Source organism: Arthrobacter sp. CAU 1506 (assembly GCF_005047635.1).
Taxonomy (GTDB): domain Bacteria; phylum Actinomycetota; class Actinomycetes; order Actinomycetales; family Micrococcaceae; genus Crystallibacter.
This window is the reverse complement of record NZ_SUKC01000002.1, coordinates 171214-186844: the sequence shown is the minus strand read 5'-3', so window position 1 is coordinate 186844 and position 15631 is coordinate 171214. Positions and strand designations below refer to the sequence as shown.

Below are 15631 nucleotides of genomic sequence, written 5' to 3'. Positions count from 1 at the left end.
GGGGCTGGCCCGCCCCACAGCAGCTCTTGCTATGCGCAGGCGTCGCCCGGCTTCGGCGGGTTCAGTTCCTTGTTGTAGGTGTAATCCACACCTTCGGTGTTCTTCTTCAGGGCTTCTTCCCAGGCGCCGTCGTCGATCATCTTGTTGATCGCCGCATTGATGTCGGCGCACTTGTCGGTGCCCTTCGGCAGGCCGACGCCGTAGTTCTCCTCGGAGAACGGGTTGCCGACGACCTTGTACTTGCCGGCGTTGTTCGGCTGTGCGGCCAGACCGGCCAGGATGATGTCGTCAGTGGTCACGGCGTCAATCTGGCCGCCCTGCATGGCGGTGACGCACTCTGCGTAGCTGGGTCGCTCGACCAGGTTCACGTTCGCGGCGTGCTCATCCTTGATCCGCTGGGCGGAGGTGGAGCCGGTCACGGAGCAAAGGTTCTTGCCGTTGAGCGAGTCCGGGCCGGTGATGGAGTTGTCGTCTGCGCGAACCAGCAGGTCCTGGCCGGCCACGAAGTACGGTCCGGCAAAGTCGACGGTCTTCTTCCGCTCATCGGTGATGGAGTAGGTCGCGAAGATCATGTCCACCTGCTTGTTGGCAAGCATGTTCTCCCGGTTGGCAGAGGGGGACTCGACGAACTCGATCTTGTCCTCGGCGTAGCCCAGCTCCTTGGCCACGTACTTGGCCACATCCACGTCGAAGCCGGTGTACTCGTTGCCGTTCTTGAAGCCCAGGCCGGGCTGGTCGAACTTGATGCCGATACGGACAGTGTCACCGCCGCCGGAGGCCTCCCCGCCGCCGCCATTACTGCCGCTGCCGCCGCCGCAAGCGGACAGCACGAGGGCTGCGCCGGCTGCCAGAGCGGCCATTCCATAACGGGTCTTGCGCATGTTTTCTCCTTGCGTTGTCGGCCCTTCATCAGGAAGGGCCAGGTGAGTAAGGGGTTTTAGTGCTCGAGGATCTTGCCCAGGAAGTCCTTGGCCCGGTCGCTCTTCGGGTTGGTAAAGAATTCTTCCGGCGTGGCCTGCTCCACGATCTTGCCGTCGGCCATGAAGATCACCCGGTCGGCTGCCTTCCGCGCGAAGCCCATCTCGTGTGTCACGACGATCATGGTCATGCCTTCCTTGGCCAACTGCACCATAGTGTCCAGCACTTCGTTGATCATTTCCGGGTCAAGCGCCGAGGTCGGCTCGTCAAAGAGCATGACTTTCGGCTTCATTGCCAGCGCCCGGGCGATCGCCACGCGCTGCTGCTGGCCGCCGGAGAGCTGCGCCGGCAGCTTCTGCGACTGGTTGGCCACGCCCACCCGCTGCAGCAAGCTCATGGCCAGTTCCTTGGCCTCGGCCTGCTTCATCCCTTTGACCTTGATCGGGCCCAGAGTGACGTTCTCCAGAATCGATTTGTGGGCAAAGAGGTTGAAGGACTGGAAGACCATGCCGACGTCGGCGCGCAGCTTGGCCAGCGCCTTGCCTTCCGCCGGCAGCTTGTTGCCGTCGATGAGGATCTCGCCGTCGTCGATGGTTTCCAAGCGGTTGATTGCCCGGCAGAGTGTGGACTTGCCGGAACCGGACGGACCGATCACTACCACTACTTCGCCCTTGGTGACCTCCAGGTTGATGTCCTGAAGGACGTGGAGGGCGCCGAAGTGCTTGTTCACGTTCTTCAAGGAGACCAGCGGCTGACCCGTCGGGGTGGCAGACCTGGCTCCGGTTGCCGCCGCCGGAGCAGCAGGCGGCATTTCACTATGCGATTCGTCACTGGTCATGGAACGAATCTAGCGAAAGAATTCCTTCACGCAACGCATTAGCGACCGGACGGTCGGAATCGTGATTCAAGAGCAACCTGCGCACGGCGGGCCCAGAACGCCGAATCCTCGGCCGAATCGCCGCAAAAACCCACCCCGGAAGGCCGCCGAATCTGTAGCCTTGGGTAATGACAAACCAGCAAGATATTCCGCTGCCGTCCCAACTCCCCGGCGCTCCGAAGACCCGTTTCAAGGGACCCGTGGAACTGCGGCGCGGCCAAGCGGACATCCCGCAGGCGGACCAGTATCTGTTGGACACCAAGGACCGTGCGGAGTTCACGCACACGGATCCTTGGCGGGTGCTGCGGATCCAGAGTGAATTCGTGGAAGGCTTCGGCACCTTGGCCGATCTTGGCCCCGCGATCAGCGTCTTCGGCTCCGCCCGCACCAAGTCGGGCAGCAAGCACTACGCCATCGCGGAAGAGATTGGACGCTTGCTGGTCCGGCAGAACTTCGCGGTCATCACCGGCGGCGGTCCCGGTTCGATGGAGGCGGCCAACAAGGGAGCCAGCGAGGCCGGTGGGGTATCCGTGGGGCTCGGCATCGAGTTGCCGTTCGAGCAGGGGCTGAACAACTGGGTGGATCTGGGCATCAACTTCCGCTACTTCTTCGCCCGGAAGACCATGTTCGTCAAATATGCCCAGGGGTTCATCGTGCTGCCCGGCGGCCTGGGCACCATGGACGAACTCTTCGAGGCCATGGTGCTCGTCCAGACCAAGAAGGTGACGTCTTTCCCGATTGTGCTGGTCGGTACCGCTTTCTGGTCGCCGCTGATCGACTGGATCCGCAATACCTTGCTGGCCGAAGCAATGATCGCGGACGTCGATCTGGACCTGATCAGTGTGGTGGACACAGCCGAGGAAGCAGTCCAGCAGATCGTTTCCGGGCTGTCTTCCCGCACCGGGTTCTAGGCCGGCCGGACCATCACTCTGGCACGATGATCCTGTGAGCGCATTTCTGGTTTTCCTGGCCATCGCCGTCGCAGGCGCCGCTGCTGTTGCGGCGTCCGGACGCTGGGGCAGGAAGAAGTCCGGCGGCGCCGAAGACGCCGGCGGAGGGTGGGAAGTCGGGCACGTGGCCGCGCTGCAGGGGCTGAGCGAGCATGAGGCGCGGCTGCCGGCCGTGCTGCTGCCGGAGCATCCGCGCGCCGAGGACCTGGACAGCCTGCGGTTTTCCACCGCCTTGCGCGGCTACCGGATGGATCAAGTGGACGAAGTCCTGGAGGTGCTGCGGGCTGAACTGGGCGCCAAGGAGCGCCTGATCCGGCAGATGAGCCAGTCACAGCACGACGGCGGTTCACGGCACGACGGCGGCGCCCACCCGGCGCGGGAAGGATGACCCGGGTGCCGGACCGACTCCCGCGGACGCGGGTGCTGCGGGAGGCTGTGTACGCCGAGTTCTACTTCTGGCGTCAACGGATCGGCGGGTGGCCGTGGTGGGTCCAAGTCACCCTGCTGTATGCGTTGTCGCGGGTGTACTCCCTGTTGGTCTTCCTCGCCGCGGCAAGACACCAGGGCTCGAATCCGTGGACCGATGCGCATCCGGACTACCTCTCCTTCATCGGTATTTGGGACAGTGCCTGGTACCGGCAGGTCTATCTGGAGGGCTATCCGACGGAGATCCCGCGCGGTCTGGACGGGCGGGCCGTCGAGAACCAATGGGCGTTCTACGCACTCTTCCCCGGCATTGTCCGCGGCCTGGCGGCAGCCACCGGGCTGGGCTGGCAGGTGCTGGCTCCGCTGGTGGCGACGATTGCCGGCTTCGCGGCCATTTTGGTGATCTTCAAGCTCTTCCGGAGGTACGCGCCGCACGGCACCGCACTGTGGGCCGTGGCATTTGTGGCGGTCTTTCCGGTCTCGCCGATCCTCCAGGTGCCCTACGCAGAGTCGCTGAACCTGGCGCTGCTAGCTGCGGCGCTGTTGCTGCTGGTGCAGCGGAAGTACCTGCTGGCCATTCCTGTAGTGGTGCTCATGTGCCTGTCCCGGCCGGTCGGCGTGCCGTTCGCGGCGCTCGCCGGCTTGCACCTGCTGTGGCGGATCAAGCAGCGCCGCACCGACCCGCTGGACACCCCGGAGTTCCTCCGGGCTGCAGCGCTGGCACTGGTCAGCTGCGCAGCCGCGGTGGCCTGGCCGGTATTGGCCTGGTCGGTCACCGGGGAGCCGACCGCCTATACCGACACGGAGACCGCCTGGCGGGGCGAAGATCTGGTCCTGTTCAGGCCGTGGTTCGACATGGGCGTGCACTTGTTCGGGCCGGTGGGCGGCATGATGGCGCCCCTGCTGCTGGTCGCCGTGGCCGCCTGGTTCCTGTGCAGTGCGCCGGCGCGGAGCATCGGGGCCGAGCTGAGGCTGTGGTGCGTCTGCTATCTGGGCTACCTGCTCGCCTTCCTGCACCCGCAGACCAGCACGTTCCGGTTGATGCTCCCGCTCTTCCCGCTGGCGTTGGCGGCGGCCTTCGTATCGCGCAGCCGTGCCTACCGTGTCTGCTTGGCGTTGATGTTTCTGGCAGGGCAGATTGTGTGGGTCACCTGGCTCTGGTCCTGGACTCAGCTACCCGGCGGCGGGGATTATCCGCCGTAGCCGCAAGGGCTGGTTCGCCGCACCACGCCGGGGCGGAATTAGCACCCGGTTGTGATGTACGCGATAATGGGTAGTGGTTGGACATGACGGCCATCCAAATGAAGGCCGTTGATGTGAGGTTGGCGGGCAGGGCGATCACGGATCGGCCTGCCCCATGGCGGAAGGGAATTCCCAGATGGCTGCGATGAAACCGCGTACCGGTGATGGTCCGATGGAAGTGACCAAGGAGGGGCGCAGCCTCATCCTGCGGGTTCCCATCGACGGCGGCGGACGTCTGGTGCTGGAGCTCAACGCCGAAGAAGCAGGCAACCTCAAAGACTGCCTGCTGGGCGTGACCAGCGACGTGGCAAGCTAGGAACCGTTTGCTGTGAGCCGCGTTCCCGCCACCGCAGCGGAACACACCGCCCATTATCTGGAGTCAACCCTTTCGAAGCCGCCGATGGCCCTGGTCCAGGCCCGCCCCGGGCTGGGTCGCGGGGAGTCGCCGGTCCGCGGCGCGGACGGGGTCACGGTGGTGGCCGTGCCGATTGCCGCCGGCGATGGCAGTGCTGACCGGGCCACGCCACAGCCGCGCCACGGGGCCGGCGAGGCGGCAGCGGACTTCGGCGTCGACGTTGTAGCCCTGGCGGAGGTCCATGGGATCTCCGGCAAGGCGGGCGACGTACTGACAGTGCCGGCACCACCGCACTCCCAGGAACTGCCCGCGCGTCTGGTCCTGATTGGCGTGGGCGGCGGCAGCCCGGCGGAGTTGCGCAAGGCCGGAGCAGCCCTGGCGCGGGCGACGATGGGCACCGAAAGGGTGCGCACCACTGCGGTGGACAGTCTGCCCGAAGAACTGCAGTTGGCGTTTGTCGAGGGCTTCTTGCTGGGCGGCTACCGTCCGCCGCGTGCCGGGGCGTCAGCCGCGCCGAAGCCGATGGCGGCGGTGTTGGAAGTCAGCGGGATGGCGGAGGGGGCGGCCGCCATTGCCGCCACCGGTGCCCAGGCCACCTGGCTGGCCCGGAACCTGGCGAACATGCCGTCCAACGTCAAGAATCCGGAGTGGATGGCAGGCCAGGCCCGGCGGCTCGCTGGAGGCAGCGGTTTGAGCGTCCAGGTCTGGGACGAGCACCAGTTGGCGGCCGAAGGCTTCGGCGGACTGCTGGCCGTGGGGGCGGCGTCGCCGACCCCGCCGCGGCTGGTCCAGATGGACTATATGCCGGCAGACGCCGGAGCGGACACCCGACACATCGTGATCGTCGGCAAGGGCATCACTTTCGACACCGGCGGGCTGTCGCTCAAGCCCCGTGAACCCATGGTTCCCATGAAGACCGACATGGCGGGTGCCGGCGTCGTCATGGCAGTGCTGGCCGCCGCTGCGGAACTGGGCGTGGAGCACCGGGTCACCGGACTGCTCGCCTTGGCCGAGAACTCGATCGGCGCCGGCTCCTACCGGCCGGGCGACGTGGTCACTGTCTACGATGGCACCACCGTGGAGATCGGCAACACGGACGCCGAAGGCCGCATGGTGCTGGCCGACGGGCTCGCCTACGCCGCGGCGCGGTTGCAGCCCGACGTCCTGGTGGATGTAGCCACCCTCACCGGCGCCGCCTCCATGGGGCTGGGCAAACAGCATGCAGCGCTCTACGGCACCCAGCCGCAGCTGCTGCGTTCGTTCGAAGCCGCCGGCGAGGCCAGCGGGGAGCGGGTCTGGCACATGCCGCTGGACGAGGTGGCGGACGAATACGGCTTCGCGCTGGAGTCCGGCATCGCCGACATCTCCCACATTGCGTCGCAGAAGTCGAAGGTCGGCGGCGGATCGATCACGGCGGCGCTGTTCCTGCGCGAGTTCGTGGGCGGGACGCCATGGATCCATCTGGACATCGCCGGTCCGGCCCGTGCCGACTCCGATCAGGGCGAAGTCACGAAGGGCGCCACCGGGTATGGTGCCCGGCTGCTGCTGTCCTTCTTGCGCTCCTACCGGGGCTAGGCCGGCTCCTACCGGGGCGGAGCCCGGCGCCTACCGGGGCTAGGCCGGCGCCGACCGGGGTCAGGTCGGCCGCTACCGGGGCCAGACCGGCGCCCCGGCCGGAACCGCAGCCGGGCAGCCCCGGGCCCCCGCCCGTCAGCGTTTGACGGCCAGCAGCAGCCCGTCGCCGGTCGGCAGGATGGTGGACATCAGCTGGTCGTTCTCCCGGATCGTTTTGCCGACCTTGCGCAGCGTGGTGGTGGACTCTTCCCGGATAGCCGGATCCGAGACCCGGTCACGGTCCAGCGCGTCATTGACAATCAGCATGCCGCCACGTTTGAGCAGCCGGACGGCCTGCTCCACGTACAGCGGGTAGGAGGGCTTGTCCGCGTCGACGAAGACCAGGTCGTAGGCATGGTCGGTCAGCCGCGGCAGCACGTCGGCAGCACGGCCGGAGATGGTCCGGGTGCGGTTGCCGGGGATCCCGGCATCGGCGAAGGCCTGGCGGGCGGCCCGCAGGTGGTCGACGTCTGCGTCGATGGTGGTCAGCACCGCGGCCGGAGGAAGTCCGCGCAGCAAGCAGACCCCGGAGACACCGGCGCCGGAACCGATTTCCACCACGGTCTGCGCTTTGGTGCCGGCGGCGAGGACGGTCAAGGCCGCGCCGACGCCGGGTCCGACGGCTGCCACACCGAGCTCATACGAACGTTCACGGGCCCGCAGCAAGACGTCATCCTCGGCGGGAAGCCCCTCCGTGTAGGACCAACTCGTCTGCTTGTCGGCGCTCATGGATCATCGCTTTCTCTTCAAGTTCGTGAGGGGAACGGCCAAGGGGCCGCAGTGCCAAGCCTACTGCCAGAAATAGCCGGAATTCCGCGCATCCGGCGCAAGCCAAAGCCACGGACGGCAAAAGAAGCGCAACGCCGCTCGGCTTGGCGGGGTTCGCGCAGCTTCTTTACAGAATTCTCCCAGTTTTCTGGGCCAAGATGGTTACCCGGGACGCCGTTAGCCAGACCGGCAGCATGCGCGCCGCATTCCCGGCCACCAGAGACGGTGGGCGGCATGTGTGGCGGGCCGTGGAAGGGGCACTACTATGACGAAGCTTCAGGGCGCCGCGCCGGACGCGGCTCCGGACGTAGCCGCCGGAAACGATCAGTGGGTTGCCCCGACCTGGGAAGAAGTGGTCCGTAACCACTCCGCCAAGGTCTACCGCTTGGCGTTCCGGCTCACCGGAAACCGGTACGACGCCGAGGACCTCACCCAGGAAGTTTTTGTTCGGGTCTTCCGGTCGCTGGAGAACTTCAAGCCCGGCACGCTGGACGGCTGGCTGCACCGGATCACCACCAACCTCTTCCTGGACCAGGCCCGGCGCAAGAGCCGGATCCGCTTCGACGGACTCAGCGACGAAGCCGAAGCCCGGCTGCCCGGCAAGGATCCCGGCCCCGAGCGCAGCTTCGAATTCAACAACCTGGACATCGATGTCCAAACCGCGTTGGAGGAGTTGCCGCCGGACTTCCGCGCCGCCGTCGTGCTCTGCGATCTCGAGGGATTGTCCTACGAGGAAGTCTCTGCGGCACTCGACGTCAAACTGGGGACTGTTCGCTCGCGCATCCACCGCGGCAGGACAATGCTCCGTGAAAAGCTCGCACACCGGGATCCCGGCGGCAAGCGCCCCCGCCTGAAATTGCCCCGGATCATCGGAGCGCACTGATCGCTGCAATGCTCCACCCGGACAAAGAGCTGGCGGAGTATCTGGATGGCGAACTTTCCGATGATCGCCGTCCTGCGCTCGAACGCCACTTAAAACGCTGCAAGCGCTGCCGCCGCAGCGTCGACGAGTACCGCCAAATCCAGGAGCGCCTCCGTTCGCTGGACGTGCCGCCCCCCGGCGAGGACCTGACCGCCCGCATCCTGCGCTGTAGCCGGCCGGAATCCCCAACATCGAAGGCCAGGCCCACCGGCAGGGGAACCACCGGAACCAGGCCCGCCGGAGACGCGCCGCGGATCGACCGCTTCGGCGCGCCGGTTGGCCGGTCCCATGCCGGGCAGCCGGGTTGGTCCGATTCCGCACGCGCCGGTCGATCCCACGCCGCGGGCCAGCATGCCGGTTTCTTGCCGGCCGCAGCCGCAGCCCCGGCCGCCACCCCGGCTCCCGCGGGCAAACCGTCCGCGCGCGTCGTGGCTGTTATCGGCGGCGTGATGGCTGGTTGCGCCGTCCTGGTGCTGTCCGCCGCGTACGTCCTGGGCGGCGAGGCGCAGACCGCGTCCCCGGCGGCCGGGACAGCCTGGGCGCCGGTATCCGCGAATGCGGCCGTCGTGCGGCCGGTCGCCGTGGACAGTTCGGGGTTGGAAGCCCTGCGCCGCAATGGCTGGACCTGCCCGCTGTTGCTGGGACTGGGCTACCACCTGCAGAGCGCAGAACAGTTGCTGGTGGCTGGCCAGCCCGCCGTCAGGCTCCACCTGAGCGACGGCAGCCACCGGGTTGTCATCACCGAACAGCGGCGTGCGGACGCCGGCCGGGAGGCAACGGACACTGGCGAAGCCGCGCCGCCGCTGAATGCCACCACGGGTCATCCCGTGACCATGGATGGATTCCAGGAAGTCACCGGACTGGGCCGTGCCGTCTGGATGCGGAGCGGCGAGGTGTGGACGGTAGTCCTCGATTCCGAGGACGTGACCTATACGTTGCGGTCCGACCTGCCGCTGGCGCAGATGCCGGAAACCGTCAGCCAGGTGGTCCTGACGGAGAACTCCCGTCTGGAGCTGCCTGCTCCGGCGCCCTCGGATGACCCGCTGAGCCGCATTATCCGCGGTCTGGGGATGATGGTCAGCCCGCCGGCATCCGGTTGATTCGCGCCGGGACAGACGGAACGTCACAGGACCACGCAGAACGCCGGAATGCAGCGGCAAAGTGGCCCACCGGCACAACGAACGGGTAATCTTCAATCGTGTTTGGAATCAACGGCTCAGAACTGATCATCCTGGCAATCCTTGCCGTGGTGATCCTCGGTCCTGAGCGGTTGCCCGAATATGCCGCCCAATTGGCCAAGTTCGTCAAGCAGCTGAAAACGATGGCCGCCGGCGCCAAGGAACAGCTCCGTGAAGAAGTCGGCGACGACATTGTGGACATGGACTGGCGGAAGCTGGATCCGCGGCAATACGATCCTCGCCGGATCATCAAGGAAGCCCTATTGGACGACGACGACGATGCGCCGCGTCCCGCGCCGGCGGCACCTGCCGTGGCCGCGGCGGCAGCAGCGGCGGCCGGCACGGCAGTGTCCACCGGCTCACGGGCGCCGGGGCGTCCGGCCGCCAAGCCAGCGGTCCAGCTGGCGGACGGCGAACCCGCCCCGTTCGACTCCGAGGCGACATGATCCGGACAGCCCGGCATTCGCCGTCGAGCGTGCCAGCGCGTAACCGGTCCGCCGGTCGGCGCAGCGCGTCGGACGGAAGGCTGTCAGCGGGGTGTGACGCCGAGCGGGCGTCCGGACAGGCCGCGCGGACGCGCTGCCAATTCCGTGGCGATCCTGCGGAGTTCCTCGGCGGCTACTCCAGCTCCGGGTTCGCTACCTGAGTTGAGGACGATCGGGCGGCCTGCATCGCCGCCGGCCCGCAGCGATGGTTCCAGCGGGATGCTTCCCAGCAGCGGAACCGGCGTTTCCAGCACCGTGGAGAGCCGCTCGGCCACGGTCGTGCCGCCGCCGGAGCCGAAGACCTCCATCTTCGATCCGTCCGGCAGGGCAAGCCAGGACATGTTTTCGATCACTCCCGCCACTTGCTGCCCGGTCTGCGCGGCGATGGCGCCCGCCCGCTCAGCCACTTCGGCGGCGGCGGTCTGCGGGGTGGTCACCACCAGGATTTGCGACGACGGCAGCAGCTGCGCCACCGAGATGGCCACATCCCCGGTGCCCGGCGGCAGGTCCAGGAACAGCGCGTCCAGGTCGCCGAAGTAGACGTCGGTCAGGAACTGCTCCAGCGCCCGGTGCAGCATCGGGCCGCGCCAGGCCACCGGCTTGTTGTCCGCAACGAACATGCCGATGGAAATGACCTTGACCCCGTATGCCACCGGCGGCAGGATCATTTCGTCCACCTGGGTCGGGGCCTGCGTGATGCCCAGCAGCCCGGGGACCGAGAACCCGTAGACATCGGCGTCGATGATGCCCACCCGCAGTCCTTGCGCCGCCATCGCGCAGGCGAGGTTGACGGTCACGCTGGACTTGCCCACTCCGCCCTTCCCGCTGGCCACGGCGTAGATGCGGGTGAGCGAGGAGGGGTCGGCGAACGGGTTGCTCCGGTCGGAGCCACGCAGTTGTTCCTTCAGCTCGCTGCGCTGTTGCGGCGTCATCACGTCCAGCTCCACCTGTACACCGGATACTCCGGGAACCGGTGCCAGCGCCGCTTCGACGTCGGCGGTGATGGTCCCGCGCAGCGGGCAGCCCGCAATGGTGAGCAGTACGCCCACGGTGACCCGTCCGGCGTCGTCAATCCGGACGTCCTTGAGCATGCCCAGTTCCACGATCGGCCGGCGGAGCTCCGGATCAATCACCGTGGCCAGTGCGCGCGTCACTGCTGCCGGATCCGGCAGTTCGGACTTGTGTAGATCAACCATGAATCAGTACTCCTGGCCGCCGTTCTGGGCCTGCGGCAGCTTGGGCAGTGCGGCGGTCGCGTCGGAGGGCCTGCGCCGGCCGCGGCGGCGTTCCTCCCCGGACTCGTCGTCCAGGAGTTCCTCCAGCACGGAACGCAGTTCGCTGCGGACAAAGTCCCGGGTGGCCACTTCGCGGATGGCGATGCGCAACGCGGCCAGCTCCCGGGTCAGGTACTCGGTGTCGGCCAGATTGCGTTCGGCGCGCTGGCGGTCCTGCTGCAGCGAGACTTTGTCGCGGTCGTCCTGGCGGTTCTGTGCCAGCAGCAGCAGGGGAGCGGCATAGGAGGCCTGCAGCGAGAGCATCAAGGTCAGTGCGGTGAAGCCCAGCGCCGCGCTGTCGAACCGCAGCGTCTCCGGACCGAAGGTGTTCCAGGCCAGCCAGACCACGCAGAATACGGACATCCACATCAGGAACTGCGGGGTGCCCATGAAGCGGGCAAAGTTCTCCGTGGCATGGCCGAAGGCGTCCGGGTTGGGCCGTATCCGGGCCAGCAGGCGGCTGCGTGTTTCGCGCGGGGTGTCCAGCCCGGCGACTTTGAGTTTGCGGTCTGTCTTCTCAGCCAACGCGTCCGCCTCCAATCACGGGGGAGTCGTCCTGTGCCCGCCAGTCGTCGGGCAGCAGATGGTCCAGCACATCGTCAACGGTCACGGCACCCACCAGCCGGCCGGCCCGGTTGACCACTGCCAACGCGTTCAGGTTGTAGGTGGCCAGGGTCCGCGCCACGTCGCTGACGTCGGTCTGGTCCAGCACGGGTTCCAGATCCGAGTCCACAATGTTTCCCAGCGCCTCCGGCGGCGGGAAGCGCAGCAACTGCTGGATGTGGACCACGCCCAGATACTTTCCGGTGGGTGTTTCCAGCGGCGGCCGGCAGACAAATATCGCCGACGCCAGCGCCGGCGTGAGCTCTTCGCGGCGCACGTGGGCCAGCGCCTCGGCCACCGTGGCCTCCGGCGGCAGGATGACCGGCACCGGCGTCATCATGGAACCAGCCGTGTTTTCCTCGTACTCCAGCAGCCGCCGGACGTCCTTGGCTTCCTCCGGTTCCATCAGCTGGAGCAGCTCTTCCTTCTGCTCCTCGGGCAGCTCTGCCAGCAGGTCCGCGGCATCGTCCGGGTCCATTTCTTCGAGCACGACGGCGGCGCGCTCCGCGTCCAGCGAGGTCAGGATCTGCACCTGGTCGTCATCCGGCAGTTCCTGCAGCACGTCCGCCAAGCGGTCGTCCTGAAGCTCGCTGGCGACTTCCAGCCGGCGCTTGTGCGTCATTTCATGCAGTGCCTCGGCGAAGTCGGCGGGCTTGAGGTCCTCATGGCTGGCCACGAAGGTGGCGGCGGCCTGCGGTTCGTGGCGGGCGCCTTGGAAGGCCTCCTGCCAGTCCACAATCAGTGTTTCGTTGCGCCGCAGGCTGCGCAGCGGCGAACTCGAGTACCCGCGCCGGACAAAGAGCTGGGATACATACCAGTCGCCGTCGCGGGACTGCTCCATGCCGATGTCCAGGATGGTGGCATCGCCGCTGCCGTCGGCGAGCGTGACCCGCCGGTCGAACATCTCGGCCACTACCAGGGTCTCGGCGCCGCGCTGCTCGAACCGGCGCAGGTTGACCAGCCCGGTGCAGATGATCTGCCCGGCGTTGATCGAGGTGACACGGGTCATCGGGACGAACACCCGTTTCTTGCCGGGGACCTCCACCACCAGACCGACGACCAGCGGCGGCTTGGCCGGGCCGTAGTCCAGCACAACGGCGTCGCGCAGCCGGCCCAGGCGGTCCCCGAGCGGGTCGAAGACATCCAGGCCCAGCAGCCGGGCGACGAAGACGCGGTTGGTTTTTGTGCTCACCCCTTTAGGCTACGTGCTGGGCCGCGAAATCCGGGATCCGGCCATCTATCGGTGTGGGATCCGGGCGGCGGGTTGGCGGGCTTGGCACCGGCAACCAGGCCAAAATCCGGCGCCCGCCGTTCACCTGAAGCGATACCTGGACCATCTGCCGCGTATATCAGCGACAATGAGGGTATGTCGATGCTTGGCCGCACAGATTCCCGGGACCTGAACCGTGCTCTTCCACAGGGCGAGCTGATCGGTAACTACCGGTCATATCTGGATGCCCAGAAAGTGGTGGACTACCTGGCGGACCAGGAGTTTCCCGTCCAGCACGTGACCATCGTCGGCAACGACCTCAAGACCGTCGAGCGCGTCACCGGCAGGCTCAGCTACCCCCGGGTGGCCCTCTCCGGAGCGGCCACCGGCGCCTGGTTCGGCCTGTTCGTGGGGCTGCTGCTGATGCTGTTCGGCGGCGGCGAAACGTATGTGCTGCTGATTTCGTCGATGGCCATGGGCGCAGCCTTCTGGATGCTGTTCGGCATCATTTCCTACGCGCTGCAGCGCGGCAAGCGGGACTTCACGTCCACCAACCAGGTAATCGCCACCAGCTATGACGTGGTGGTGGCTAACGAGGTGGCGCAGGAGGCCCGCAGGCTTGCCGCGCAGTTGCCGATGGCCGGCACCGCCCGCCCCGGGCAGCCGGTCAACCAGGCACCGGCACCCTTTGGCCAGCAGCCGCCGGCCGGTTATGGCCAGCAGCCGCCCTTCGGCCAGCAGCCGCAGGCACCGGAGCGGCCCGCGCAGTGGGGAGAGGATCCGTACCGCCAGGGCGGCAACGCCCCGGCACCGCAGCAGCCCGGCCCGGCCCAGCCGGAAGGGCAGCCCGCCGCCGGACAGCCGGTGCGCGGACGCTACCCGGATTTGCCGGACGGCCGCCCGCAGTACGGAATCCGTGTGACGCCCGAACCGCAGGCGGATGCGCCCCCCGCGCAGCAGCCGGGCCCGGCCCAGCCGGCGAGCCCGACCCAGCCGGAGGGCAGCAGCCGCCAGCCCGGAGCCGGCAGCCCCGAACATCCGGAACGAAACGACGATCCGTCCGCCGGCGAGGGCCGTTCCAACAGCTAGCCGTCCCGGCACCTGGCCGGAGCACCTAGCGCGCCGGCCGCGACAGCATCTGGCCGCCAGCCACACCAGCACCTTAACCACAAGGGGTCCGCCGTGAACGGCGGACCACTTGTCGTATTGTCCGGGTTCGGCCGTTGCCGGCCGACCCGTTTACTCGCCGGACGTGCCGTAGATGCCGGCCATCCAGGACTCTACGTCCTCCGGCTTGCGCGGCAGCGCCGCTGACAGGCTGACCGGACCGTCGGCGGTCATCAGGATGTCGTCCTCGATCCGCACGCCGATGCCGCGGTATTCGGCCGGTACCGCCAGATCCTCGTCCTTGAAGTACAGGCCCGGCTCGATCGTGAACACCATGCCGGGAGTGAGCACACCGTCCAAGTACAAGTCGCGCTTCGCCTGGGCGCAGTCATGGACATCAAGGCCCAGATGGTGGCTGGTGCCGTGCGGCATCCACCGCCGGTGGTGCTGACCCTCGGGGGAGAGGGCCTCGTCCAGCGGAACCGGCAGCAGGCCCCACTCATCCAGCCGCTCGGCGAGTACGGTCACGGCGGCCGTGTGGATGTCACGGAACTTGACGCCCGGCTGCGCGGCGGCGAAACCGGCGTCGGCGGCGTCGAGGACCGCCTGGTAGACCTTGCGCTGGACGTCCGTGAACGTGCCGTTGACCGGCAGCGTCCGGGTCACGTCGGCGGTATAGAGCGAGTCGGCCTCCACACCGGCGTCCAGCAGCAACAGGTCTCCGGCCTTCACCTGTCCGTTGTTGCGGATCCAGTGCAGGATGGTCGCGTTGTTGCCGCTGGCGGCGATGGTGTCATAGCCCAGGTCATTGCCCTCTTCGCGTGCCCGGGCGAAAAAGGCGCCTTCGACCACGCGTTCGCCGCGCTCGTGCGTCAGCGCACGCGGCAGCACCTTGACCACTTCGTGGAAGCCGTTGACCGTGGCCGCCACGGCCTTCTTCATCTCCTCGACTTCCCACTCGTCCTTGAGCAGGCGCAGTTCGGACAAGGCCTCGGCAAGTGTGCCGTCGAGCTGGTCGGACTCCTCAAGGTCCACGCCGGTGTTGATGCGGGAGGTGTCCACGAGGGCGTCCACGTTCAGGTCGACTTCGCGCAGCAACCGGATCCGCATGCCGCCGACGTGGACGACACCGGCGTCCTTGGTGATCGCAACTTCCAGTTCGCTCAAGTCGGCGGTGGGCAGGTCCAGCCGCTGGTTCAGCTCCTTGAGCGTGGGCCGGGGTCCGATCCAGAACTCGCCATAGCGGGCGTTCGCGTAGAACTCGGCGGAATCGCGGCCGGACATCGGGCGGAAGTACAGCGTGGCACGGTGGTGGCCGCCGTCGTCGCCGGCCCCTGCCTCGGTGGGCTCCATGACCAGCACCGCGTCCGGCTCATGGTCCAGACCTAAGCCGGTGAGGTGCGCAAAACCCGAATGCGGGCGGAAGCGGTAGTCGGTGTCATTGGAGCGGACCTTCAGGGGGCCTGCCGGAATGACCAGGCGCTCGCCTTGGAACTGATCGGACAGGGCACGGCGGCGGCGCGCAGCGTAGGGCGCCACGGCTGCCTGCTCGACGGCGGAGGAGTCGGCCGGCGCCCAGTGGCTGCCCATGAATTCCTTGAAGGCATCCGATTCGGGGCGCTGGGATCGGTTGTTGACACGGTCTTCGAGCGGCTGCTCACCGGCAGCCTGCTGCGAAGCGTTTTCTTCCTGGTAAGTACTC

At 67.3% G+C, this 15631-nt stretch carries 16 protein-coding genes; 9 read left to right on the top strand and 7 right to left on the bottom strand.

The features are described 5' to 3' along the window. Positions 1-29: 29 nt before the first annotated feature. Together E4J89_RS03530 and E4J89_RS03525 are read right to left on the bottom strand one after the other, a co-directional pair. A complete protein-coding gene (locus E4J89_RS03530) occupies positions 30-881 on the bottom strand; it encodes a glutamate ABC transporter substrate-binding protein (RefSeq protein WP_136784723.1) in 852 nt (283 codons plus the stop codon). Between the two features lie 56 nt (positions 882-937). Next, the gene (locus E4J89_RS03525) at positions 938-1666 is read right to left on the bottom strand and encodes an amino acid ABC transporter ATP-binding protein (protein ID WP_136785001.1); all 729 of its coding nucleotides are present in this window, start codon (positions 1664-1666) and stop codon (positions 938-940) included. Positions 1667-1923: 257 nt separating this feature from the next. Between E4J89_RS03525 and E4J89_RS03520 the strand changes: the two genes are divergently transcribed. The 5 genes from E4J89_RS03520 to E4J89_RS03500 all read left to right on the top strand — a co-directional run bounded on the left by E4J89_RS03520 (position 1924) and on the right by E4J89_RS03500 (position 6343). After that, positions 1924-2706 (top strand): TIGR00730 family Rossman fold protein, encoded by a 783-nt coding sequence (locus E4J89_RS03520; protein ID WP_136784722.1) that lies wholly within the window; start codon positions 1924-1926, stop codon positions 2704-2706. Positions 2707-2740: 34 nt separating this feature from the next. After that, complete coding sequence (locus tag E4J89_RS03515) at positions 2741-3133, top strand: DivIVA domain-containing protein (protein WP_136784721.1); 393 nt, start codon at positions 2741-2743, stop codon at positions 3131-3133. A 5-nt stretch (positions 3134-3138) separates the two neighbouring features. Continuing rightward, a complete protein-coding gene (locus tag E4J89_RS03510) occupies positions 3139-4374 on the top strand; it encodes a hypothetical protein (RefSeq protein ID WP_240691683.1) in 1236 nt (411 codons plus the stop codon). A gap of 175 nt (positions 4375-4549) precedes the next feature. Continuing rightward, the gene (locus tag E4J89_RS03505) at positions 4550-4729 is read left to right on the top strand and encodes a DUF3117 domain-containing protein (protein ID WP_127511285.1); all 180 of its coding nucleotides are present in this window, start codon (positions 4550-4552) and stop codon (positions 4727-4729) included. A 12-nt stretch (positions 4730-4741) separates the two neighbouring features. After that, positions 4742-6343, top strand: coding sequence for a leucyl aminopeptidase family protein (locus E4J89_RS03500; protein ID WP_240691682.1), 1602 nt, complete (start codon positions 4742-4744; stop codon positions 6341-6343). 135 nt (positions 6344-6478) lie between these two features. On the opposite strand, the gene E4J89_RS03495 is transcribed toward E4J89_RS03500, so the two are convergent. Beyond that, positions 6479-7111 (bottom strand): O-methyltransferase, encoded by a 633-nt coding sequence (locus tag E4J89_RS03495; RefSeq protein ID WP_136784719.1) that lies wholly within the window; start codon positions 7109-7111, stop codon positions 6479-6481. Positions 7112-7415: 304 nt separating this feature from the next. Between E4J89_RS03495 and sigE the strand changes: the two genes are divergently transcribed. The 3 genes from sigE (at position 7416) to E4J89_RS03480 (ending at position 9696) form a co-directional block, all read left to right on the top strand. Beyond that, entirely contained in the window at positions 7416-8033 is a 618-nt protein-coding gene (gene sigE, locus E4J89_RS03490; protein WP_136784718.1) for an RNA polymerase sigma factor SigE, read from the top strand. A gap of 8 nt (positions 8034-8041) precedes the next feature. After that, positions 8042-9172 (top strand): zf-HC2 domain-containing protein, encoded by a 1131-nt coding sequence (locus tag E4J89_RS03485; RefSeq protein ID WP_136784717.1) that lies wholly within the window; start codon positions 8042-8044, stop codon positions 9170-9172. Positions 9173-9270: 98 nt separating this feature from the next. Then, the gene (locus tag E4J89_RS03480; RefSeq protein WP_136784716.1) at positions 9271-9696 is read left to right on the top strand and encodes a Sec-independent protein translocase TatB; all 426 of its coding nucleotides are present in this window, start codon (positions 9271-9273) and stop codon (positions 9694-9696) included. An 83-nt stretch (positions 9697-9779) separates the two neighbouring features. Here the strand turns inward: E4J89_RS03480 and E4J89_RS03475 are convergent, their stop codons facing one another. From E4J89_RS03475 to E4J89_RS03465, 3 genes are read right to left on the bottom strand one after another with little or no spacing between them, the layout of a single operon-like run. Next, the gene (locus tag E4J89_RS03475) at positions 9780-10931 is read right to left on the bottom strand and encodes an Mrp/NBP35 family ATP-binding protein (protein WP_136784715.1); all 1152 of its coding nucleotides are present in this window, start codon (positions 10929-10931) and stop codon (positions 9780-9782) included. A 3-nt stretch (positions 10932-10934) separates the two neighbouring features. Continuing rightward, the gene (locus E4J89_RS03470; protein ID WP_136784714.1) at positions 10935-11534 is read right to left on the bottom strand and encodes a DUF1003 domain-containing protein; all 600 of its coding nucleotides are present in this window, start codon (positions 11532-11534) and stop codon (positions 10935-10937) included. Then, positions 11527-12804, bottom strand: a complete 1278-nt coding sequence (locus E4J89_RS03465) for a CBS domain-containing protein (protein ID WP_136784713.1) — start codon at positions 12802-12804, stop codon at positions 11527-11529. Before E4J89_RS03465 ends, E4J89_RS03470 begins: the two co-directional genes overlap by 8 nt. A gap of 174 nt (positions 12805-12978) precedes the next feature. On the opposite strand from E4J89_RS03465, the gene E4J89_RS03460 reads away from it, so the two are divergent. Next, the gene (locus tag E4J89_RS03460) at positions 12979-13911 is read left to right on the top strand and encodes a general stress protein (protein ID WP_205754390.1); all 933 of its coding nucleotides are present in this window, start codon (positions 12979-12981) and stop codon (positions 13909-13911) included. A 150-nt stretch (positions 13912-14061) separates the two neighbouring features. Here E4J89_RS03460 and E4J89_RS03455 read toward each other — a convergent pair whose 3' ends face one another. Beyond that, positions 14062-15519, bottom strand: a complete 1458-nt coding sequence (locus E4J89_RS03455) for an aminopeptidase P family protein (protein WP_240691715.1) — start codon at positions 15517-15519, stop codon at positions 14062-14064. Between the last annotated feature and the right edge of the window lie 112 nt (positions 15520-15631).

Coding starts and splice junctions, on each gene's coding strand:
- E4J89_RS03530 (WP_136784723.1), bottom strand. CDS start 881: ATGCGCAAGACCCGTTATGGAATGGCCGCTCTGGCAGCCGGCGCAGCC.
- E4J89_RS03520 (WP_136784722.1), top strand. CDS start 1,924: ATGACAAACCAGCAAGATATTCCGCTGCCGTCCCAACTCCCCGGCGCT.
- E4J89_RS03505 (WP_127511285.1), top strand. CDS start 4,550: ATGGCTGCGATGAAACCGCGTACCGGTGATGGTCCGATGGAAGTGACC.
- E4J89_RS03495 (WP_136784719.1), bottom strand. CDS start 7,111: ATGAGCGCCGACAAGCAGACGAGTTGGTCCTACACGGAGGGGCTTCCC.
- sigE (WP_136784718.1), top strand. CDS start 7,416: ATGACGAAGCTTCAGGGCGCCGCGCCGGACGCGGCTCCGGACGTAGCC.
- E4J89_RS03485 (WP_136784717.1), top strand. CDS start 8,042: ATGCTCCACCCGGACAAAGAGCTGGCGGAGTATCTGGATGGCGAACTT.
- E4J89_RS03475 (WP_136784715.1), bottom strand. CDS start 10,931: ATGGTTGATCTACACAAGTCCGAACTGCCGGATCCGGCAGCAGTGACG.
- E4J89_RS03460 (WP_205754390.1), top strand. CDS start 12,979: ATGTCGATGCTTGGCCGCACAGATTCCCGGGACCTGAACCGTGCTCTT.
- E4J89_RS03455 (WP_240691715.1), bottom strand. CDS start 15,519: ATGGGCAGCCACTGGGCGCCGGCCGACTCCTCCGCCGTCGAGCAGGCA.